This window comes from Pseudomonas sp. IT-P74 (assembly GCF_949768175.1).
Classification (GTDB): Bacteria; Pseudomonadota; Gammaproteobacteria; order Pseudomonadales; family Pseudomonadaceae; genus Aquipseudomonas.
The window spans coordinates 16,260-38,387 of record NZ_CATKQD010000044.1 but is presented as its reverse complement, the minus strand read 5'-3'; the positions used below and the strand labels follow the sequence as shown (position 1 = coordinate 38,387).

At 60.8% G+C, this 22,128-nt stretch carries 19 protein-coding genes; 7 read left to right on the top strand and 12 right to left on the bottom strand.

Annotation, left to right across the window (positions count from 1 at the left end; all coding sequences use genetic code 11):
- The first annotated feature begins 79 nt into the window (after window positions 1-79).
- A complete protein-coding gene (gene mltF / locus ACM6J5_RS18690; RefSeq protein ID WP_095945762.1) occupies window positions 80-1,540 on the top strand; it encodes a membrane-bound lytic murein transglycosylase MltF in 1,461 nt (486 codons plus the stop codon).
- 125 nt (window positions 1,541-1,665) lie between these two features.
- On the opposite strand, the gene pdxJ is transcribed toward mltF, so the two are convergent.
- From pdxJ to lptF, 8 genes are all read right to left on the bottom strand, one after another.
- Window positions 1,666-2,412, bottom strand: coding sequence for a pyridoxine 5'-phosphate synthase (gene pdxJ, locus ACM6J5_RS18685; protein WP_008053219.1), 747 nt, complete (start codon window positions 2,410-2,412; stop codon window positions 1,666-1,668).
- Window positions 2,413-2,461: 49 nt separating this feature from the next.
- The gene (gene recO, locus ACM6J5_RS18680) at window positions 2,462-3,145 is read right to left on the bottom strand and encodes a DNA repair protein RecO (RefSeq protein ID WP_095945764.1); all 684 of its coding nucleotides are present in this window, start codon (window positions 3,143-3,145) and stop codon (window positions 2,462-2,464) included.
- 173 nt (window positions 3,146-3,318) lie between these two features.
- Window positions 3,319-4,221: a GTPase Era gene (era, locus tag ACM6J5_RS18675; protein WP_007973959.1), complete on the bottom strand. Its 903-nt coding sequence runs from the start codon at window positions 4,219-4,221 to the stop codon at window positions 3,319-3,321.
- Window positions 4,214-4,903, bottom strand: coding sequence for a ribonuclease III (rnc, locus tag ACM6J5_RS18670; RefSeq protein WP_008053221.1), 690 nt, complete (start codon window positions 4,901-4,903; stop codon window positions 4,214-4,216). Before rnc ends, era begins: the two co-directional genes overlap by 8 nt.
- A gap of 184 nt (window positions 4,904-5,087) precedes the next feature.
- The gene (lepB, locus tag ACM6J5_RS18665) at window positions 5,088-5,942 is read right to left on the bottom strand and encodes a signal peptidase I (RefSeq protein WP_414929120.1); all 855 of its coding nucleotides are present in this window, start codon (window positions 5,940-5,942) and stop codon (window positions 5,088-5,090) included.
- Between the two features lie 5 nt (window positions 5,943-5,947).
- Entirely contained in the window at window positions 5,948-7,747 is a 1,800-nt protein-coding gene (gene lepA, locus ACM6J5_RS18660; protein ID WP_103394308.1) for a translation elongation factor 4, read from the bottom strand.
- 171 nt (window positions 7,748-7,918) lie between these two features.
- The gene (gene lptG, locus ACM6J5_RS18655; RefSeq protein WP_150672975.1) at window positions 7,919-8,980 is read right to left on the bottom strand and encodes an LPS export ABC transporter permease LptG; all 1,062 of its coding nucleotides are present in this window, start codon (window positions 8,978-8,980) and stop codon (window positions 7,919-7,921) included.
- Window positions 8,973-10,091, bottom strand: a complete 1,119-nt coding sequence (gene lptF, locus ACM6J5_RS18650; RefSeq protein ID WP_150672974.1) for an LPS export ABC transporter permease LptF — start codon at window positions 10,089-10,091, stop codon at window positions 8,973-8,975. The genes lptG and lptF overlap by 8 nt, the downstream gene beginning before the upstream one ends.
- 393 nt (window positions 10,092-10,484) lie before the next feature.
- Between lptF and ACM6J5_RS18645 the strand changes: the two genes are divergently transcribed.
- The 3 genes from ACM6J5_RS18645 to ACM6J5_RS18635 are packed head-to-tail and all read left to right on the top strand — an operon-like array spanning window position 10,485 to window position 12,877.
- A complete protein-coding gene (locus ACM6J5_RS18645) occupies window positions 10,485-11,975 on the top strand; it encodes a leucyl aminopeptidase (RefSeq protein ID WP_414929216.1) in 1,491 nt (496 codons plus the stop codon).
- A gap of 57 nt (window positions 11,976-12,032) precedes the next feature.
- Window positions 12,033-12,461 (top strand): DNA polymerase III subunit chi, encoded by a 429-nt coding sequence (locus ACM6J5_RS18640; protein WP_414929119.1) that lies wholly within the window; start codon window positions 12,033-12,035, stop codon window positions 12,459-12,461.
- An 8-nt stretch (window positions 12,462-12,469) separates the two neighbouring features.
- The gene (locus tag ACM6J5_RS18635; protein ID WP_150672973.1) at window positions 12,470-12,877 is read left to right on the top strand and encodes a DNA polymerase III subunit chi; all 408 of its coding nucleotides are present in this window, start codon (window positions 12,470-12,472) and stop codon (window positions 12,875-12,877) included.
- 128 nt (window positions 12,878-13,005) lie between these two features.
- Here the strand turns inward: ACM6J5_RS18635 and ACM6J5_RS18630 are convergent, their stop codons facing one another.
- Window positions 13,006-13,773, bottom strand: a complete 768-nt coding sequence (locus ACM6J5_RS18630) for a sulfite exporter TauE/SafE family protein (RefSeq protein WP_150672972.1) — start codon at window positions 13,771-13,773, stop codon at window positions 13,006-13,008.
- A gap of 184 nt (window positions 13,774-13,957) precedes the next feature.
- Here ACM6J5_RS18630 and xseA point away from each other — a divergent pair, with 184 nt between their 5' ends.
- The 3 genes from xseA to leuA all read left to right on the top strand — a co-directional run bounded on the left by xseA (window position 13,958) and on the right by leuA (window position 18,307).
- Window positions 13,958-15,337 carry an exodeoxyribonuclease VII large subunit gene (gene xseA, locus ACM6J5_RS18625; RefSeq protein WP_414929118.1) on the top strand — a complete coding sequence of 460 codons (1,380 nt, stop codon included), beginning with the start codon at window positions 13,958-13,960 and terminating at the stop codon, window positions 15,335-15,337.
- Between the two features lie 3 nt (window positions 15,338-15,340).
- Window positions 15,341-16,162 carry a peptidoglycan DD-metalloendopeptidase family protein gene (locus tag ACM6J5_RS18620; RefSeq protein ID WP_414929117.1) on the top strand — a complete coding sequence of 274 codons (822 nt, stop codon included), beginning with the start codon at window positions 15,341-15,343 and terminating at the stop codon, window positions 16,160-16,162.
- 465 nt (window positions 16,163-16,627) lie between these two features.
- Window positions 16,628-18,307 (top strand): 2-isopropylmalate synthase, encoded by a 1,680-nt coding sequence (gene leuA, locus ACM6J5_RS18615; protein ID WP_095945774.1) that lies wholly within the window; start codon window positions 16,628-16,630, stop codon window positions 18,305-18,307.
- A gap of 178 nt (window positions 18,308-18,485) precedes the next feature.
- Here leuA and ACM6J5_RS18610 read toward each other — a convergent pair whose 3' ends face one another.
- The 3 genes from ACM6J5_RS18610 to der all read right to left on the bottom strand — a co-directional run bounded on the left by ACM6J5_RS18610 (window position 18,486) and on the right by der (window position 22,005).
- Entirely contained in the window at window positions 18,486-19,277 is a 792-nt protein-coding gene (locus ACM6J5_RS18610) for an amidohydrolase (RefSeq protein ID WP_414929116.1), read from the bottom strand.
- A complete protein-coding gene (locus ACM6J5_RS18605) occupies window positions 19,265-20,413 on the bottom strand; it encodes a pyridoxal phosphate-dependent aminotransferase (protein WP_414929115.1) in 1,149 nt (382 codons plus the stop codon). The genes ACM6J5_RS18610 and ACM6J5_RS18605 overlap by 13 nt, the downstream gene beginning before the upstream one ends.
- A 122-nt stretch (window positions 20,414-20,535) precedes the next feature.
- The gene (der, locus tag ACM6J5_RS18600; protein WP_046040936.1) at window positions 20,536-22,005 is read right to left on the bottom strand and encodes a ribosome biogenesis GTPase Der; all 1,470 of its coding nucleotides are present in this window, start codon (window positions 22,003-22,005) and stop codon (window positions 20,536-20,538) included.
- Window positions 22,006-22,128: the final 123 nt, after the last annotated feature.

Below are 22,128 nucleotides of genomic sequence, written 5' to 3'. Positions count from 1 at the left end.
GTCGGTTTTGTGATCTCTAGCAGACAACCCCCTCGCTGTCGAGATATGGCGCCCGTGGTCCTTTGCGTATACTGCGCAGATGTTTTTCCCAACGGCTTTGCGTCCGCGGTACGCCAAATGGCTGATCGCAACCGGACTCTTCCTGATGCTCGGTGGCTGTGTTGATAAACCCAACACGCTCGAGCGCGTAAAGGAGGATGGTGTGCTGCGGGTGGTTACCCGAAACAGCCCCGCCACCTACTTTCAGGATCGCAACGGTGAAACCGGCTTCGAATACGAGCTGGTGAAGCGCTTCGCCGACGATCTGGGGGTCGAGCTCAAGATCGAGACCGCCGACAACCTCGATGACCTGTTCAACCAGGTCGGCAAGCCCAATGGCCCGGTGCTGGCGGCGGCCGGCCTGGTCAGCAGCGAAGAGCGCAAGAAGCAAGTGCGCTTCTCCCATTCCTACCTGGAAGTCACCCCGCAGATCATCTACCGCAACGGCCAGTCCCGGCCGACCGATGCGAAGGATCTGGTGGGCAAGAAGATCATGGTGCTCAAGGGCAGCACCCATGCTGAACAACTGGCGCAGCTGAAACAGAAATTTCCCGGCATCGAATACGAAGAGTCCGACGCAGTCGAGGTCGTCGATCTCCTGCGCATGGTGGACGAAGGCCAGATCGACCTGACACTGGTCGACTCCAACGAAGTGGCGATGAACCAGGTGTACTTCACCAACATCCGGGTCGCCTTCGACCTCGGTGACGCCAGCAACCAGAGCTGGGCCGTCGCCCCGGGCGACGACAACAGCCTGCTCAACGAAATCAATGATTACCTCGACAAGGTCAAGAAGAACGGCACGCTGCAACGTCTCAAGGACCGCTACTACGGGCATGTCGACGTCCTCGGCTACATGGGCGCCACCACCTTTGCCCAACACTTGCAGCAACGCCTGCCCAAGTACGAACAGCACTTCAAGGCCTACGCCAAGAAGGAGAAAGTCGACTGGCGCCTGCTGGCGGCCATCGGGTACCAGGAATCGTTGTGGCAACCGGCGGTCACGTCCAAGACCGGCGTGCGCGGCCTGATGATGCTGACGCAGAACACCGCGCAGGCCATGGGCGTGTCCAACCGCCTGGACCCCCGGCAGAGCATCATGGGCGGCGCCAAGTACCTGGCCTACATGAAAGACCAGCTCGACGATTCGATTCAGGAACCGGACCGGACCTGGTTTGCCCTGGCAGCCTACAACGTCGGCAGCGGCCACCTCGACGACGCCCGCAAACTGGCGGCCAAGGAAGGGTTGAACCCGGACAAATGGCTGGACGTGAAGAAGATCCTGCCGCGCCTGTCGGAAAAGAAGTGGTACAGCAAAACCCGTTACGGCTACGCCCGTGGCGGCGAACCGGTGCATTTCGTGGCGAACATCCGTCGCTACTACGACATCCTGACCTGGGTCACGCAGCCGCAGCTTGAAGGCGATCAGGTCGCCGAGGGCAAACTGCTTGTTCCGGGGATCGACAAATCAAAACCGGCCCAAGAGCCAGCCCCGCTCTGACAATCATCACCGAACCAATGTAGGAGCGAGCCTGCTCGCGAAGCGGTGTGTCAGACAACAAACTGTTGAATGATAAACCGCTATCGCGAGCAGGCTCGCTCCTACAGTGGGTTTTGTATTGGCTTTTAAGCTTTTGCAGCCGCCGCCAGAATCAACGCCTTCATCTCCGAAACAGCCGACTTGAAGCCCACGAACAGCGCATGGGCCACCAGCGCATGGCCGATGTTCAGCTCGTTGATGCCCTTGATCGCCGCCACGGCTTCAACGTTGTGATAGTGCAGGCCATGGCCGGCATTGACGATCAGGCCCTGGGCCAAACCAAACGCAACGCCATCGGCCACCCGCTTGAGTTCTTCGGCGACTTCGGTCGGGGTCTCGGCATCGGCATAACGCCCGGTGTGCAACTCGATGGCCGGGGCGCCGACACGGCGGGAGGCTTCGATCTGGCGCTCATCGGCATCGATGAACAACGACACTTCGGAGCCGATCTTCGACAGACGTTCGACCGCCGCCTTGATCCGCGCTTCCTGCCCCGCCACGTCCAGGCCGCCTTCGGTGGTCAGCTCCTGACGGGTTTCCGGCACCAGGCAAATGTGCGCCGGGCGGATGCGCTCGGCGAACTGCATCATTTCTTCGGTGACGCCCATTTCGAAGTTCATGCGGGTTTGCAGCACGTCCTTGAGCAGCAGAACGTCGCGCTCCTGAATATGCCGACGGTCTTCGCGCAGGTGCACGGTGATGCCGTCGGCACCCGCCTCTTCCGCGTCCAGTGCTGCCTTGACCGGGTCCGGGTAACGGGTGCCCCGGGCCTGACGCAGGGTGGCAACGTGGTCGATGTTCACGCCAAGAAGAATACGGGTGCTGGTGGTCACGGAAGCGCTCCAGAAGAAGAGAAAGTTCGGTGCACAGCATACGGTGTGATCAGGGCTTGCGAAACAGCTCGCGACTGACGAGTGGACGGCCGCCCAGGTGAACGGCCAACGCCTGGCGCATCAAGCGCTTGGCGGCGGACAGAGCGCCGGGGGCGGACCAGTCGGCTTCAGCCATGGCCAACAGCTCGGCACCATTGAACAGGCCCGGCTGCAGCAGATAGACCCGTTCAAGCCCCGCATCCACTTGCAGGCGGTAGAGGCCGTCCGGCGCGATGGGCTGATCATGAACATCAGCAGTCAGGGAAAACCCGTAGCCGAGGTCATCGAGCAAGCGCCACTCGAAGGAGCGTAGCAAGGGCTCCAGTGGGCGACCTTCGGCCAGGGCCAACAAAGTGGCGGCGTAATGATCGAACACCGAGGGGAGCGGATCTTCAGCGGGCAGCAGGCGAATCAGCAGCTCATTGAGATAAAGCCCACTGAACAGCGCCTCGCCGTTGAGCCAGGTGGAAACCCCGGCACTTTCCATGCGCCCGACGTTCTTCAGCTCGCCCTTGCCCCGGAACTCGACTTCCAGCGGCACGAATGGCCGCGCCAGCGTCCCGGCCTTGCCCCGCGCACTGCGCAATACCGCCCGCAGCCGACCTTGCGGCGTGAGGAAGTCCACCAGCGCACTGTTTTCACGGTAGGCGCGGGAATGCAGGACATAGGCGGGTTGGGCGATGGGTTGGGACATGGAAATCGCAGATCTCAATGAGTGAGCACGGTATTACTGACAACCCCAAAACCACTGTGGGAGCGAGCCTGCTCGCGATGGGGGACTAACATTCAACAGAGTTGTTGACTGACAGACCGCTATCGCGAGCAGGCTCGCTCCCACAGGGGATCCTCGTACATCCAGATCAGGTATTACAAGTCGCCATAACCCAACGAACGCAACGCACGCTCGTCATCGGACCAGCCACCCTTAACCTTGACCCACAGGTTGAGCATGATTTTGGAGTCGAACAGCAGCTCCATGTCCTTGCGCGCTTCGGTGCCGATGCGCTTGATGCGCTCGCCCTTGTCGCCAATGATGATTTTCTTCTGGCCATCGCGCTCGACGAGGATCAGGGCATGGATGTGCAGGGTCTTGCCCTGCTGCTTGAACTCTTCGATTTCAACGGTGATCTGGTACGGCAGCTCGGCGCCCATCTGGCGCATGATTTTCTCACGCACCAGTTCGGCGGCGAGGAAACGGCTGCTGCGGTCGGTGATCTGGTCTTCCGGGAAGAAGTGATCGTTTTCCGGCAGGTGCTCGGCGATCACGCGCTCCAATGCATCGAGGTTATGCCCGTGCTGTGCGGAAATCGGGATGATCTGCGCATTCGGCAACTGCTCCTGCAACCAGCTCAGGTGCGGCATCAGCTCGGCCTTGTCTTCGATGCGATCGGTCTTGTTCAACGCCACGATCAGCGGGCCGGTCACGTACTGGACGCGCTCGAGAACCATCTGGTCCTCTTCGGTCCACTTGGTGCGGTCGACCACGAAGATCACCACGTCGACGTCTTTCAACGCCGCCGAAGCGGTCTTGTTCATGTAGCGGTTCAGGGCCTTCTCGCCACCCTTGTGCATACCGGGGGTGTCGACGTAGATCGCCTGCACATCGCCCTCGGTCTTGATACCGAGCATGTTGTGACGGGTGGTTTGCGGTTTGCGCGAGGTGATCGCCAGCTTCTGACCCAGGATGTGGTTCAGCAGCGTGGACTTGCCCACGTTCGGACGGCCGACGATGGCAACATAGCCACAGCGAGTTGCGTTTGTATCAGTCATTGCCATTCTCCACACCCAGGGCAATCAGTGCTGCGGCGGCCGCTACCTGTTCGGCAATACGACGGCTCACACCCTGACCTCGGCTTTTTTCATTCAGTAAGATGATTTCGCATTCGACGAAGAACGTCCGGCAATGCGGCTCACCCTGGATATCCACCACTTCGTAACGCGGCAGCTCACAACCACGGGACTGCAGGAATTCCTGCAGGCGGGTCTTTGGATCTTTGTTGGTGTCGACCAGTGTCAGGCCTTCGAACTCGCCAGCCAGCCAGGCGAGCACACGCTCGCGGGCCATTTCCATGCCGGCATCGAGGTAGATCGCACCGATCAGCGCTTCGAGGGCATCGGCCAGAATCGACTCGCGACGGAAGCCGCCGCTTTTCAGCTCGCCGGAACCCAGGCGCAAGTATTCGCCCAGATCGAAACCACGGGCCAGTACGGCCAGGGTCTCACCTTTGACCAGACGCGCGCGCAAACGCGACAACTGGCCTTCGCGAGCCAGCGGGAAACGCTCGAACAGCGCCTCGCCGGCGACGAAGTTGAGAATGGCGTCACCGAGGAATTCCAGGCGTTCGTTGTTACGCCCGGCAAAGCTGCGGTGAGTCAGGGCCAGGACCATCAGTTCCTGATCCTTGAAGGTGTAGCCGAGCTGACGCTCTAGACGGCTTAAGGAGACGCTCACGGTTTACCCACGCTGAGTTCGTGGCTGGATTCCACCGCCATCGCCATAAGTTGGCGCAGGCTTGGGACAATTAAAGCTGTGTTCAAAAATAACGTCCTGAATATCATTGTTTTCATGCCTCTGGCGCCCATTGTGCTGGCTCCAGAAATGCATTCGGCGCTGTGTTCAACAGCGCCGTGTCTGATTACTTGATCAGGCCAACCCGCGAGAAATTCGGCAGGTGGCTGAGTTTGGGTTCCGGCCAGCTCATCCAGACCGCAAAGGCCTTGCCGACGATATTCTTGTCGGGAACCATGCCCAGCAAATCCTTGGGAATGTTCGGATCATCCCAGTAGCGACTGTCGTTCGAGTTGTCGCGGTTGTCGCCCATCATGAAGTAGTGCCCGGCCGGCACGGTCCACGAATGGTCCGGCATGGCCCGGTAGCGGCTCATTTCCTTGCGGATCATGTGCTCGGCCGCACCGAGTTTTTCCTTGTAGAGCTCGGCGCTGCCCAGCGTGCCCGGCTCGGAGCCGACCAGTTGCTCGGCAATCGATTGACCGTTGACGAACAAGCGCTTGTCGGCGGTGTAGCGAACCGTGTCGCCCGGCAAGCCAACCACACGCTTGATGTAGTTGACGTTCGGGTCGCTCGGGTAGCGGAACACCATCACATCGCCGCGCTGCGGGTCACCGACATCGATGACTTTTTTGTCGATCACCGGCAAGCGGATCCCGTAGGAAAACTTGCTCACCAGGATGAAGTCGCCGACATCCAGGGTTGGCTTCATCGAACCGGAAGGAATCTGGAACGGTTCCACCAGGAACGAACGCAGCACCAGCACGATGAACAACACCGGGAAGAACGACTTGCCGTATTCAACCAGCAGCGGCTCTTTGTTCAGCTTCTCGACCACGCCCCTGTCAGGCTGGCTGACGCTGCCCTGATAGGAGGCGATGGCGGCACGCCGGCGCGGGGCCAGGACCAAGAGATCGAGCAACGCCAACAGGCCGCAGACGAACACGGCAATGACCAGCAACAGCGGGAAATTTAGCGACATAGGACCTAACTATCCAACCTGAGCACTGCAAGGAAGGCTTCCTGTGGAATTTCCACGTTGCCGACCTGCTTCATGCGTTTCTTACCGGCCTTTTGCTTTTCCAGCAGCTTCTTCTTACGGCTGACGTCACCACCGTAGCATTTGGCCAATACGTTCTTTCTGAGCGCCTTGACGGTCGTCCGCGCCACAATCTGCCCGCCAATGGCGGCCTGGATTGCCACGTCGAACATCTGCCGCGGAATCAGTTCTTTCATCTTCTCGGTCAACTGGCGACCTTTGTAGTGCGAGTTGTCGCGGTGCACGATCAGCGCCAGGGCGTCGACCTTGTCACCGTTGATCAGCACGTCCAGTTTCACCAGACTGGCCGATTGATAACGATCGAAATGGTAGTCCAGCGAAGCATAGCCGCGACTGGTGGACTTCAGACGGTCGAAGAAGTCCAGCACCACTTCGTTCATCGGCAGGTCGTAGGTCACTTGTACCTGGGAGCCGAGGAACAGCATGTCAACCTGCACACCACGTTTTTCGATGCACAGGGTAATGACGTTGCCCAGGTGCTCTTGCGGCACAAGAATATTGGCCCGCACGATCGGTTCACGCATGTCTTCGATCGAGGACAGGTCCGGGAGCTTCGACGGGTTATCGACGTAGATCGTCTCGCCGGTCTTGAGCAGCAGCTCGAAGATTACCGTCGGCGCCGTGGTGATCAGGTCCAGGTTGTACTCGCGCTCCAGGCGCTCCTGGATGATTTCCATGTGCAGCATGCCGAGGAACCCGCAACGGAAACCGAAGCCCAGGGCGTCGGAGCTTTCCGGGGTGTATTGCAGCGACGAGTCGTTCAGGGTGAGCTTTTGCAGCGCTTCGCGGAAGTCTTCGAAGTCGTCGGAGCTGACCGGGAACAGACCGGCATAAACCTGCGGCTGAATACGCTTGAAGCCTGGCAGTACATCAACGTCCGGCGTCGAGCTCAAGGTCAGGGTGTCGCCCACTGGCGCACCGTGAATGTCCTTGATGCTGGCGATGATGAAGCCCACTTCACCGGCCTTGAGGTCAGCGGTAGGGGTGTGCTTCGGGTTGAATACACCGACGCTGTCCACCAGGTGGATCTTGCCGGTGGACTTGACCAGGATCTTGTCGCCCTTCTTCACACGACCGTGGCGCACGCGTACCAGGGAAACAACGCCCAGGTAGTTGTCGAACCAGGAGTCGATGATCAACGCTTGCAGCGGATCTTCGTAGTTGCCGGTCGGTGCAGGAATGGTGGCGACCAGGCGCTCGAGCACTGCGTCGACGCCCAGGCCGGTCTTGGCCGAGCACTCGACCGCGTCGGTGGCATCGATGCCGATGATTTTTTCGATTTCTTCTTTGACGCGGTCCGGATCGGCCTGTGGCAGGTCGATCTTGTTCAGCACCGGCATCACTTCCAGGCCCTGCTCGATCGCCGTGTAGCAGTTGGCAACCGACTGTGCTTCAACGCCTTGACCGGCGTCGACCACCAGCAGCGCGCCTTCACAGGCAGCCAGCGAACGGCTCACCTCATAGGTGAAGTCAACGTGGCCGGGGGTGTCAATGAAGTTCAACTGGTAGTTGATGCCGTCTTTGGCCTTGTAATACAGAGTAACGCTGTGCGCCTTGATGGTGATCCCGCGTTCACGCTCAAGGTCCATGGAGTCCAGGACCTGGGCTTCCATTTCGCGCTCGGCGAGGCCGCCACACATCTGGATGAAGCGATCGGCCAGCGTCGACTTGCCATGGTCAATGTGGGCGATGATGGAGAAATTGCGGATATGACTCAAATCACTCACGGATCAACACTCAAAAAGGCTGCAGGCATGGCCCGCCGAAAAATAGCCGGGAATTGTACCTGATCCACGGCGCTAGCGTCACGTTCGCAGGTCAGACGGTGCCTACAAAAACGCCCCGGTCTTGCGACAAGGGCGTTTTTTAACGTCAAAGCGGTCGGAAAATGCCCGCCATCAACCAGCTCGACGCAACAGCCAGAGCCCCGCCACGGCACAAATACCCGCCGGCACCAGCACCGAAAGCAACGGCGGGAAGCCGAATACCTGGCTCGAAGGCCCCAGCAGATCCTGAACGATGCGGAAGGTGAAGCCCACCAGCACGCCGGTGAACACCCGTTGACCCAGGGTTACCGAACGCAGCGGACCAAAGATGAAGGAAATCGCCATCAACACCAGAGCGGCAGTCACCAGCGGTTGCAATACCTTGACCCAAAATGCCAGCCAGTAGCGGCCATTGTTCAGCCCCTGGTCCGCCAGATAGTGGATGTAACTCCACAGGCCGCTGATCGACAGCGACTCGGGCACCATGACCACGGTGTTCAGCAACTGCGGGCTCAACGCAACGTTCCAGCGCTCTTCCGGAGTCGAAACCACTTCGGTGCTGCGCTCGTGGAACAGCGTGGTCGTGACATCCGACAGCACCCATTGTTCGTTTTCGAAGTCGGCACGCTTGGCGAAACTCGCCGACAGCATGTGCCGTTCATTGTCGAAGCGATAACGGGTCACGCCATACAGGATGCCGTTGGGTTGTACCGAGTTGACGTGAATGAACTCATCGCCCTGGCGGTGCCACAAGCCGTGCTTGGCGCTTTGTGCATCACCGCTGCCCTGGGCCAGCGAGCGATTGGCCTGCGCCGTGGTTTCAGCGGGCGGAGCGACGTACTCGCCGACCAGTACACCGGCCAGCATCAATACCAGCATCGGTTTCATGACCGCCCAGACGATCCGGCCGATCGACACACCGGCGGCGCGCATGATGGTCAGCTCGCTGTTGCTGGCCAGGCTGCCCAGACCGATCAGACAGCCGATCAGCGCAGCCATCGGCAGCATTTCGTACATCCGGCGCGGAGCGGTCAACAACACATAACTCAACGCATCGACCAGGGTGTAGGTATCGCTGACTTCACTCATCTCGTCGATGAAGGCAAACAGGGTCGCCAGACCGAGAATGATCCCGAGCACCGCCAGGATCGCCATGAATACACTGCTACCAATGTAGCGATCCAGCTTAACCACGGGCCACCTCCAGCGCGCTACGGCGACTCGCCCTCTTCAAGCGCAAGGGCTCCCAGTAGAGCAAGCCCAGGCCGATGGACAGGAAAATCCCGTGCACCCACCACAAGCCAAACACCGCGGGGATCTTGCCCTTGTCGAGGGCACCGCGGGCGGCAATCAGAATGGTCAGGTAAGCCATATAAAGAAGAATCGCCGGCAGTAATTTGAGGAATCGGCCCTGACGCGGGTTGACCCGCGACAGCGGCACCGCCATCAGGGTCACGATGAACACCAGCAACGGTAGAGACATGCGCCATTGCAGTTCGGCGCGCATACGAATGTCGTCACTGCCGATCAACGTACTGGTCGGCATCGCGTCACGGTCGGTGACTTCGTCGCTGACGTCCGGTTTTGGCAGCAATACGCCATACTCGTCGTACTTGATCGCCCGGTAGTCGGCTTGCCCCGGACTACCGTCATAGCGATAGCCGTTATCAAGGATCAGGTAGCGGTTGCCGTCCGGACGAATCTCCTGGCGCCCCTTTTCCGCCACCAGCACGGAAATCCCGCGATCCTTGTTATTGGAACTGATGTTTTTTTGCGAGATGAACACCCCCTCCAGATTGACGCGATCATCGGACATGCGCTCGGTATAGGTGACCCGGGTGCCGTCACGCAAAGCCTGGAAGCGCCCCGGCTCCAGGGTATCGAATTCGGTCAGGGCATCCTGCTTGTTCAACAGCAGTTGAAACTGATTGGCCCCCTGTGGCGCCAGGCTCAGGCTCAGCCACGCCACGATGAGCGCAACCAGGGTGGCCGGGAACAGCGTCATGCAAAACAGCCGCTGCTGGCTCATGCCGGTGGCCGAGAGCACGGTCATTTCGCTTTCGAGGTACAGGCGCCCGTAGGACAACAGGATCCCGAGAAACAGCCCCAGCGGCAGGATCAGCTGGAGGAAACCCGGCAGGCGAAAGCCCATGATCAGGAACAGCGAGCCCGGATCCAGCAGACCCGAAGCCGCCTGGGCGAGGTATTTGATGAAGCGACCGCTCATGATGATGACCAGCAGCACGGCACTGACGGCGCTCAAGGTCAACAGGACTTCGCGGGATAGATAACGGAAGACGATCAAACCAGACACTCCAGGGTTGTCAGGCTAAGGCGGCCAAACAAGCAAACGTATCGGACAGCCCGCAAGGCAGAGCCGCCGAAAAAAGATGGCGCATTATCCTGTGATTGGGTGCGCCTGTCACTGCGCAATGCATCCCGGGCTTGTAGGAGCGAGCTCGCTCGCGATGGTCGTCAACGATTACGCGATAAGCCTGAAACCCCGAGGCGGCCTCAGGTTCTTCGCGAGCAGGCTCGCTCCTACAATCGTACAACCGAGGGTTGTCAGCCGCCGGTAGCGAGGTTCAAACTGCGGCCTTTGTCGCCGGTCGATCCTGGCGCCTTTCTATCTATAAGCAATCGACGCACATAAAGTGTCGGGCGCATGCGTGATAACCATCAATTCAGGGACCCGGACATGGAACTGGTTGTAAAAAGCGTCAACCCCGAAACGTTGAAGACCGCCACTCTCGTGGTCTCCGTCGGCGAAGGCCGCAAGCTCGGCGCGGTTGCCAGACAACTCGACGAATTGAGCGGCGGCGCGATCAGCGCAGTGCTCAAGCGCGGCGACCTGGCCGGCAAGGTTGGCCAGAGCCTGTTGCTGCACAGCCTGCCGAACCTCAAGGCCGAGCGCGTGCTGCTGGTGGGCGTGGGCAAGGACGACGAGCTGGGTGACCGCCCGTTCCGCAAGATCATCGCCGGCATCCTCAATACCCTCAAAGGCCTGGGCGGCAGCGATGCAGTGCTCGCGCTGGATGAAGTGGTCATCAAAGGCCGCGACAGCTACGGCAAGACCCGCCTGCTGGCCGAAACCCTGGTGGACGGCGAGTACAGCTTCGACCAGTTCAAGAGCCAGAAAGCCGAACCCCGCGCCCTGAAGAAAATCACCCTGCTGACCATCAAGGCCGCCCAGGCTGAAGTGCAACGCGCCGTGACCCACGCCACCGCCATCGCCAACGGCATGGCCTTCACCCGCAACCTGGGCAACCTGCCGCCGAACATCTGCCACCCGACCTTCCTCGGTGAGCAGGCCAAAGACCTGGGCAAGGAATTCAAGGACCTGAAGGTCGAAGTCCTCGACGAGAAGAAGATCAAGGCCCTGGGCATGGGCTCGTTCTACGCCGTCGGTCAGGGCAGCGCCCAGCCTCCGCGCCTGATCGTCATGCAGTACAACGGCGGCAAGAAATCCGAGAAGCCGTACGCGCTGGTCGGCAAAGGCATCACCTTCGACACCGGCGGCATCAGCCTCAAGCCGGGTGCCGGCATGGATGAAATGAAGTACGACATGGGCGGCGCCGCCAGCGTGTTCGGCACCCTGCGTGCCGTGCTCGAACTGAAGCTGCCGATCAACCTGGTGTGCATCCTGGCCTGCGCCGAGAACATGCCGAGCGGCAACGCTTCGCGCCCGGGCGATATCGTCACCACCATGAGCGGCCAGACCGTGGAAATCCTCAACACCGACGCCGAAGGCCGCCTGGTGCTGTGCGACGCCCTGACCTACTCCGAGCGCTTCAAGCCGCAAGCGGTCATCGACATCGCGACCCTGACCGGCGCCTGCGTGGTTGCCCTGGGTTCCCACACCTCGGGCCTGCTGGGCAACAACGACGAACTGATCGACCAACTGCTGAGCGCAGGCAAGACCGCCGACGACCGCGCCTGGCAACTGCCGCTGTTCGATGAGTACCAGGAACAGCTGGACAGCCCGTTCGCCGACATCGCCAACATTGGCGGCCCGAAAGCCGGCACCATCACCGCGGCCTGCTTCCTGTCGCGCTTCACCAAGAACCTGAACTGGGCGCACCTGGACATCGCCGGCACGGCCTGGACCAGCGGCGGCAAGGACAAGGGCGCCACTGGCCGTCCGGTTCCACTGCTGACCCAATACCTGCTGGACCGCGCCAAAGCCTGAAACCGTTGAAAGGCGGCGTCACTTCCCGGTGACGCCGCTTGCCGCTCTGGAACCGCAATGACCAAAGTCGACTTCTATATCCTGCCCAGCGCCGATCCTTCGGCACGCCTGGACTTTGCCTGCAAGCTCACCGAGAAAGCCTGGCGCATGGGTCACCGCATCTACCTGCACTGCAGCGACGCGGCCCAGCGTGACGATCTCGATGCGCGGCTGTGGGCGTTCAAGGGCGAAAGCTTCGTGCCCCACGGCCCTGCCGACAGCGAGCCTGAGGGTTTGATTGTCCTGGGGTTGGGCGATGACTGCGGTCAGCATCAGGATTTGCTGGTCAATCTCGACCTGAAAGTCCCGACCTTCGCCAACAGGTTCGCCCGGGTGGCGGAAGTGGTGGTGGAGGATCCGACGATCAGAGCGGCCGCGCGGGAGAGTTTCCGTTTCTACCGCGAACAGGGCTATCCTCTGCAAGATCACCGATTACAGCGACTCTGAGCCTTCCAATGGACACTCCAAAACCGCTGCAACAGTCCGCGCACCTGCTGGATGACCTTGAGTCGATCCGCCAATTGCTCGGCGATGACAACCTGCAACCGCCTCTGCTGACCGACACGGTCGAGGACGGCGATCAGGAACAGATTCCGATGTTGTTCGACACCGTGAGCGAACCTTCGCCACCCGTCGTAGCGACAACCCCTGCCCCCATCGTTGAACCCGTTACCACGGCGCCGCCGGCGCCCGCCGCCATCAAGAACCCGGATGACTTGCTGCACCTGGACAGCGAATTGCGCGCCGCCGCGCAGTTGATCATGCAAGACGTGATCGATGACTTCGCCCCGCACATCGAGACCGAAATCAAACGCCGCCTCAGTGCACGCCTGGAGCGGTTGTTGAGCCAGTACAACGACTGAATAACCTGCAGGCGCTTCTGTAGGAGCGAGCCTGCTCGCGATGGTGTGTCAGCCACATAGGTGTTGACGGGGACTCCATCGCGAGCAGGCTCGCTCCCACACAAAGCTCCCCGCCACAGTTTGAATGTTCAAGTGCTCAAGTAACGCCCGATCAACGCGATCCCGCTGGCCAGCACCAGCCACGTCACCAGGCGCACGAACGCCTCGCGGGACAGGCGCATGGTCAACCGTCGTCCGAACCACAGCCCCAGCGCCATCGCCGGCAATAGACAAACCGCCAGCGCCAGCAACGGCAAATCGGCATACACACCGGCGATTGCAAACAGGCTCAGACGCACCACCGTGCTGCAACTGATCAGCGCACTTTGGGTGGCCCGGGCCGCCTCCTTGGGCAACCGGCTGTTCAAATAGATCGCATAGAGAAAGCCGCCGCTGCCAAACAACGCGCCAAACATTCCGCCCACCGTCCCCATCGGCAGCGCCCACGCGGCGGACAACTGCGCCGGACGGACCTTTATCCACAGGCTGTAAATGGCATAGGCGCTGATAAACAGCCCCATCAGCAGCAGCAATAGATCGGACTTGAGGTTCAGCAGGAATATCACGCCGAGGGTGCAGCCCACCGCCATGCACGGCAGCAAGCGCAGCAGTTCCGGTTTCGCCACATCACGCCGCGAGGGCAACAGGTTGCCGAACGCCGCGACAAAGTCCAGCAGCACAAGCAGCGGGACGATTTTCGACAGCGGCATGAACAGAATCAGAATCGGTCCCGCCACCAGAGCGGTGCCAAAACCGGCGACGCCGAACACGATGTAGGCCAGGGCGATGCCTGCGCCGATTACCATCCAGTCCAGCGGGCCGAAGGGCCATTGGTTCAACAGTTCGAACACATTCATTCTTCCATCTTCCTTGAATACCGCTGACGACTTTACCTCCTGTAGGAGCGAGCCTGCTCGCGAAAGCGGTGTGTCAGTTACATTATGTTGCCTGACACTCCCTCTTCGCGAGCAGGCTCGCTCCCACAAGGGAATTGTGCGGATGCATGGAGATTGACCACCGAATGCCTTTAAACTGCGCCCCATGATTAAAGATCCCTTTGCAAGACTCGGCCTGGACCGCGAAGTCCTGACCGTCAGCCAGCTCAACGGCCGCGCGCGGGTGTTGCTCGAAGACGTGTTCAGCAACATCTGGGTCGAAGGCGAAATCTCCAACCTCGCCCGCCCGGCGTCCGGCCACGTGTATTTCACCCTCAAGGACAGCGGCGCCCAGGTGCGTTGCGCGCTGTTCCGGCAGAACGCGGCACGGGTTCGCCAGGCCTTGAAGGACGGCCTGGCGGTCAAGGTCCGCGGCAAGGTCTCGCTGTTCGAGGGACGCGGTGATTATCAGTTGATCCTCGACACCGTGGAGCCGGCTGGCGACGGCGCCTTGCGCCTGGCCTTCGATGCACTCAAGGAAAAGCTCAGCGCCGAAGGCCTGTTCAGTGCCGAACGCAAGGTGCCGCTGCCGGCGCACCCGCAACGCATCGGCATCATCAGTTCGCCCACCGGGGCGGTGATCCGCGACATCATCAGCGTGTTCCGTCGCCGTGCGCCGCAGGTGCAGTTGACCCTGATCCCTACCGCCGTACAGGGCCGCGAAGCCACGACACAGATTGTCCGCGCGTTGAAACTGGCGGATGCCCGCGGTTTCGACGCACTGATCCTGGCCCGGGGCGGCGGTTCCCTGGAAGACCTCTGGTGCTTCAACGAAGAAGCCGTGGCCCGTGCCGTAGACGCTTGCGTGACGCCTATTGTCAGCGCGGTCGGCCATGAAACAGACGTTTCGATCAGTGACTTCGTGGCCGACGTTCGCGCGCCCACCCCTTCCGCTGCCGCCGAACTGCTGGCACCGGACTCCAGCGATCTGGTACGTCGGGTCGAAAGCCTGCACCGGCGGTTGGTGATGCGCATGCGTGATCGCTTGATGCGCGATCGCCTGCGCCTGGAAGGCATTTCCCGGCGCCTGCGTCATCCCGGCGAGCGCCTGCGCCAGCAAGCGCAACGCCTGGATGACCTGGACATGCGCATGCGCCGTGCGTTCGAGCGCAGCCTCAACACCCGTCGCGAACGCTTGATCCGCCTGGAAACCCGTCTGGCCGCACAACATCCGGGGCGGCAACTGGCAATGCTGCGCCAGCGCCTCGACAGCCTGGCCGAACGCCTGCCACGCGCCATCCGCGAAGGACTGAAGAACCGTCGCCTGCAGTTGCACAGCCAGATGCAGACGCTGCATGTGGTCAGCCCGTTGGCGACCCTCGGCCGTGGTTACAGCATTTTGCTGGACGAGCGTGGCAACGCCATCCGCAACGCCGCGCAAACCCATACCGGCCAGCGCCTGAAGGCCAAGCTGGGCGAAGGCGAACTGCAAGTGCGGGTCGAAGACAATCACCTGACGCCCGTCACCCTTTCTTTACTGGATTGATCCATGCCGCGTTTCTTTGCTCCGTTGCTGTTGCTGCTCCTGACCTTCAACGCCCACGCCGACAGCTACATCACCCGCCAGTTGAACAAACCGGTGCCGGGCGGCGTGGCGGTAGTGGACTTGGGCACGTCCGCCCAAGCGCCAAAAGCCACTTATCAAGGCAATCCGGTGCTGGTGGTCAAGGAACAGAACAACTGGCTGGCCATCGTCGGCCTGCCGCTGACGGTCAAGCCAGGGGCTCAATCGCTCAGCAGCGGCGGTCGTCATCTGAGTTTTACAGTTGGCAACAAGAAATACCCGGAACAGCGCATCACCCTGAAGAACACCCAGCAGGTCAATCCGGACCCGGAGAATCTCAAGCGCATCGAGCGTGAACTGGCCGAGCAGATTACCGCCTACCGCACGTTCAGCCCCAATACCCCGAGCAACCTGCTGCTGGACAAGCCGGTGAACGGGCCGCTGTCGAGCAAGTTCGGCGTACGTCGTTTTTTCAACGGTGAAGAGCGCAACCCTCACTCCGGCCTGGACTTCGCCGTGGGCGCCGGCACACCGATCAAAACCCCGGCCGCCGGCAAGGTGATCCTGATCGGCAACTACTTCTTCAATGGCAACACGGTGTTCGTCGACCATGGCCAGGGCTTTATCAGCATGTTCTGCCACATGTCGAAAATCGACGTGAAGGTGGGTCAACAATTGGCCCGTGGTGGCGTGGTTGGCAAAGTCGGCGCGACCGGCCGCGCGACCGGACCGCACATGCACTGGAACATCAGCCTGAACGATGCGCGGGTCGATCCGGCTATCTTCATTGGTGCGTTTCAGCCTTGAGATATGTTTTGAGGCGAATACCTTCATCGCCAGCAGGCTGGCTCCCACATTGGATCGTGTTCACAATACAAATCCCCTGTGGGAGCTAGCCTGCTAGCGATGACAGACTCACAGCCATCGAAACTCGATCATGCACACCAAAATCTCAATTGCGCACCAATCAAACCCTGCGCAATCATCAAAACAATCTGTGTCGTTACGCACAATAAAATCTCGCAGAACCTTGCCCTTCGAGTATTCCTCTCAATTTTTTTCGACTGCTTGCCAACCTTCACCCTCGCGGTTAGGGTTGAAGGCATGAAAACCTCTCACACCCTCATTCAGCTCCGCCAGCACCGCAGCCTGTGCCTCGTCAGTGCACGACTGCCGGGCTGAATCGTGGTGTCTCGTCCCAAACCGTACTCCAAGAACTTTTGATCCACCGGCAGGCCGCCTTTTTTCGGCCCACACAATAAGGATTTCCCGATGAGCATGCTCAAAGACCCGTCTTCGAAATACCGCGCGTTCCCAACCATCGACATTCCGGACCGCACCTGGCCATCGAAAACCATCACCGCCGCGCCGATCTGGTGCAGCTCCGACCTGCGCGACGGCAACCAGTCGCTGATCGAACCGATGGACGCCGTCAAGAAGCTGCGCTTCTGGAAAACCCTGGTGCAGGTTGGCGTGAAGGAAATCGAAGCGTCGTTCCCGGCCGCCTCGCAAACCGACTTCGACTTCGTCCGCACCCTGATCGAAGGCAACCACATCCCTGACGACACCACCATCCAGGTGCTGACCCAGGGCCGTGAAGACCTGATCGAGCGCACCTTCGAATCCCTGCGCGGCGCGAAGAAAGCCATCGTTCACCTGTACAACGCGACCTCCCCCTCCTTCCGCCGCATTGTCTTCAACCAGGACAAGGACGGGGTCAAGGCCATTGCCGTGAACGCCGCCAAGCTGTTCGTCAAATACGCGGCCATGCAGCCGGACACCGAGTGGACCTTCGAGTACTCGCCAGAAACCTTCAGCGCCACCGAAATGGAGTTCGCCAAGGAAGTCTGCGACGCGGTGATCGAAGTCTGGAACCCGACGCCCGCGCACAAGATGATCCTCAACCTGCCGGCCACGGTGGAATGCGCGACCCCGAACATCTATGCCGACCAGATCGAATGGTTCGGCCGTCACATCAACCGTCGTGACAGCGTGATCATCAGCCTGCACACGCACAACGACCGCGGCACTGGCGTTGCCGCCACCGAACTGGGCCTGATGGCCGGTGCCGACCGCGTCGAAGGCTGCCTGTTCGGCAACGGCGAGCGTACCGGTAACGTCGACCTGGTGACCGTGGCCCTGAACCTCTACACCCAGGGCGTGAACCCTGAGCTGGACTTCTCCGACATCGACGGCGTGCGCAAAGTCGTCGAAGAGTGCAACCAGATCCAGGTGCACCCGCGTCACCCGTACGTCGGCGACCTGGTACACACCGCGTTCTCCGGCTCGCACCAGGATGCGATCCGCAAGGGCTTTGCCCAGCAGAAATCCGATGCACTGTGGGAAGTACCGTACCTGCCAATCGACCCGGCCGACATCGGCCGCAGCTACGAGGCGGTGATCCGCGTCAACAGCCAGTCGGGCAAGGGCGGTATCGCCTACCTCCTGGAACAGGAATACGGCATCAGCCTGCCGCGTCGCATGCAGATCGAGTTCAGCCAGGTCGTGCAGCGTGAAACCGACCGCCTGGGCCTGGAAATGACCGCCCAGCAGATCCACGCACTGCTGCACAGCGAGTACTTGCAGGCCAACACCCCGTACGCGCTGGTCAGCCATCGCCTGCAGGAAGAAAACGGTCACAGCGCCGTTGAAGTGGAAGTGGCCAGCCAAGGCCAGGGCGAGACCAACCTGCACTGGCGCGGCAAGGGCAACGGCGCCCTGGAAGCGCTGGTGGCCGGCCTGCCCGTACCGGTGGAAATCATGGACTACAACGAGCACGCCATCGGCGCGGGTACCAATGCCAAGGCTGCGGCCTACATTGAACTGCGTGTGAACGGTGAACGTGCGGTGCATGGCGTCGGCATCGACGAAAACATCACCACCGCCAGCTTCAAGGCCCTGTTCAGCGCACTGAACCGTTCGCTGAGCCAGCCGGAAGCGAAAGCGGCGTAAACTGTCAGCCGAAAAGCAAAAGGCCCCGGGGTGTGAACCTCGGGGCCTTTTTGTTTGCCTGTCCGTTTTGCGTTGCCTGTTCTGGCCCCATCGCCAGCAGGCTGGCTCCCACAGGAGATCGCATTCCAATGTGGGAGCCAGCCTGCTGGCGATGAGGTCCTGTCAGGCGCCGCGAATTTCAGGTGAACTCGAAGGTATCGGCATCCAGATTCGCCGGAAACCGCGTGCGATACGCCGCCAGTTCCGCCGCATCCAGCACCACCTTGAACACCCCGTCAGCCTCCCCCGCACTGAGCAATGTCTCACCCTGGAAATCCAGCACCTGGCTGTCACCGGTATAGGCAAAGCCCTTGCCGTCAGTCCCGATGCGGTTGACCGCCGCCACATAGCACAGGTTCTCGATCGCCCGCGCCGGCAGCAAGCGGTTCCAGTGCTGACGCCGCGCACCCGGCCAGTTGGCGGTGTACAGCAGCAGATCGGTGTCCTGGGCGTCACGGCTCCACACCGGGAAGCGCAGGTCGTAGCAAATCAGCGGTCGCACGCGCCAGCCCTTGAGCTCGAACTGCACCTGGCGCTCGCCGGGGGTGTAGTGGTTATGCTCACCGGCCATGCGGAACAGGTGACGCTTGTCGTAGTGCAGCACCTCGCCATCCGGGCGTGCCCACAGCAGGCGATTGCGATGACTGCCATCGGCGGCCTGAACGATCACGCTACCGGTGATCACCGCATCAAGCTTTGCTGCCTGAGCCCGCAGCCATTTGCTGGTGGGGCCGTTTTCCGCTTCGGCGAGGGCCTCGGACTCCATGGAGAACCCGGTGGTGAACATCTCCGGCAGAATGATCAGGTCGGCGCCGCGAGCCTGCTCCAGCAACGGCTCGAAATGCTCGAGGTTGGCCTGGCGGTCGTGCCAGGCCAGGGACGTCTGGATCAGCGCAACGGTCAGCTTGGGCAATGCACTCAGATCACGCATAGTTTTTCCGCTGCTTCACGCAGGGTCTCCTCACGCTTGGCAAAGCACAGCCGCACCAGGCGCTGGCCGACCGGCGGCGTCTGGTAGAACACCGAGATCGGGATGCTGGCCACGCCATGTTCGCGAGTCATCCACAGGGCCATCTCGACGTCATTGAGGTCCGGACGGATCTGCGAGTAATCGACCAACTGGAAATAGGTGCCGGTCACCCGGGTGAAGCTGAAACGCGACGGCGCCAGCAGATCGCAGAACAGATCACGCTTGGCCTGATAGAAACCCGGCAGCTCTTCGACGTGCTCGGGATGCTCGGCCATGTAATCGGCCAAGGCGTATTGCAGCGGGGTCACGCCGCAGAAACTGACGTACTGGTGCACCTTGCGCAGTTCCGCCGTCAGGGCCGGTGGCGCTACCACATAGCCGGTTTTCCAGCCGGTGACGTGGTAGGTCTTGCCGAACGAGCTGACCACGAAGGCGCGCTTATACAGCTCTTCATGATTCAGCACGCTGACGTGGGGCACGCCATCAAACACCAGATGTTCATAGACTTCGTCGCTGATCACGTAGATGTCGCGATCGCGGATCAAGGCTGCCAACTGGTCGAGTTCGGCACGGCTGATCAATGCGCCACTGGGGTTGTGCGGAGTGTTGAGGATGATCATCCGCGTACGCGGGCTCAAGGCATCGGCGAGCTTCTGGAAATCGATGCTGAAATCGTCGAGACCCAGCTGCACATGCACGCAACGACCGCCGGCCAGCTCCACCGAAGGTTCGTAACTGTCGTACGCCGGGTCAAACACGATGACTTCGTCGCCACTGTGGATAACCGCCTGGATGGCACAGAAAATTGCCTGGGTCGCGCCAGGGGTGACCGTCACTTCGCTATCGACATCCACCTGCACGCCATAACTACGGGTGATCTTCGCTGCGATCTGCTGACGCAACAGCGCCAGCCCGGTCATTGGCGAATACTGGTTATGGCCGCTGGCGATATGCCGGCCGACCGCATCGCACAGGGCCTGCGGGGCATCGAAATCGGGGAAACCCTGGGACAGATTGAGCGCGCCGGTCTGAGCCGCGAGCTGAGACATCTGAGTGAAGATAGTGATGCCGACATTCGGCAGCTTACTGGTGATCATCGGTGGTTCCCTGCTCTACACCCGGCTCTACGGCGGCGCGGGGGAGTCCGAGAATAGCCCAAACGGCAGGCATGAAAAAGGGCGCCATTGGCGCCCTCTTCTTCCCACAGGAAAAACCCCAATCAGCGCTTGTCGCGACGCTTCTTGTCGGCCTTCTTGTGGTGCGACATCAAGCGACGCTTCTTGTTGACCTGACGGTCGGTGAGCGTGTTCTTGTTGCCTTCGTACGGGTTCTCGCCACCCTTGAACTCAATGCGGATCGGCGTACCGACCAGCTTCAGCACACGGCGGTACGTGTTTTCCAGGTAACGCACATAGGACTTCGGCACCTTCTCGATCTGGTTACCGTGGATCACGATGATCGGCGGGTTCGCGCCACCGAGGTGGGCATAACGCAGCTTGATCCGGCGGCTGTTGACCATCGGCGGCTGGTGCTCGCTGACCGCGTCTTCCAGGATCTGGGTCAGGCGGCTGGTCGGCCAGCGGGTAACCGCGGACTTGAACGAGTTCTGTACCGAGGCGTAGAGGTTGCCCACACCGGTGCCGTGCAGTGCCGAGATAAAGTGAATATCGGCAAACTCGACGAAGAACAGACGACGCTGCAACTCGATCTTGACGAAGTCGCGCTCGCTCGGCGTCATGCCGTCCCACTTGTTGATCGCGATGACCAATGCACGACCGGCCTCAAGGGCAAAGCCCAGCAGGTTGAGGTCGTGGTCCACCACGCCTTCGCGGGCGTCCATCACAAAGATCACCACGTTGGCGTCTTTGATCGCTTGCAGGGTTTTGACCACGGAGAACTTTTCGACTTCTTCGTGGATCTTGCCGCGCTTGCGCACACCGGCGGTGTCGATCAGCGTGTACTTCTCGTCGTTACGTTCGAACGGGATGTAGATACTGTCGCGGGTGGTACCGGGTTGGTCGTAGACGATGACCCGGTCTTCCCCGAGCATGCGGTTGACCAGGGTCGACTTGCCGACGTTCGGACGGCCGATGATCGCGATCTTGATCCCGTCTTTTTCGCTTGGGCCAGGAATGCGCTTGGCTTCCTCGCCTTCGGCGACGTCTTCTTCCTCGCCTTCTTCCAGCTCGTCGTCGTCTTTCGGGAAGTCACTCAGGGCGATTTCCAGCATCTGGGTGATGCCACGACCGTGAGCACCGGCGATCGGAATCGCATGGCCCATGCCCAACGGGGCGAATTCGGCGCGGGCCATTTCAGGGTCGATGTTGTCGACCTTGTTGGCAACCACGTAGGAACGCTTGTTACGTTTGCGCAAATGCTCGGCGATCATCTGGTCGGCGGCGGTGAAACCGGCCTTGGCATCTACCAGGAACAGAACGACATCCGCTTCTTCGATGGCCAGCAGCGACTGCTCGGCCATCTTTTCGTCCATACCGTGCTCGTCACCGGAGATACCGCCGGTGTCGATCAGAATGTAGGAACGCCCTTGCCACTTGGCCTCACCGTACTGGCGATCACGGGTCAGACCGGACAAGTCGCCGACGATGGCGTCACGAGTCCTGGTCAGGCGGTTGAACAAGGTGGACTTGCCGACGTTCGGTCGGCCCACCAGGGCGATTACGGGAACCATGCGGCTCTCCACTTCGTTATTTCAGAAAATACAAAAGCCGCTGCGAGGCAGCGGCTGGTGCTCGGGGCAACACTGCGCGCTTGTCTGTGGGAGCGAGCCGGCTCCGGGCGGCGTTCCGACGAA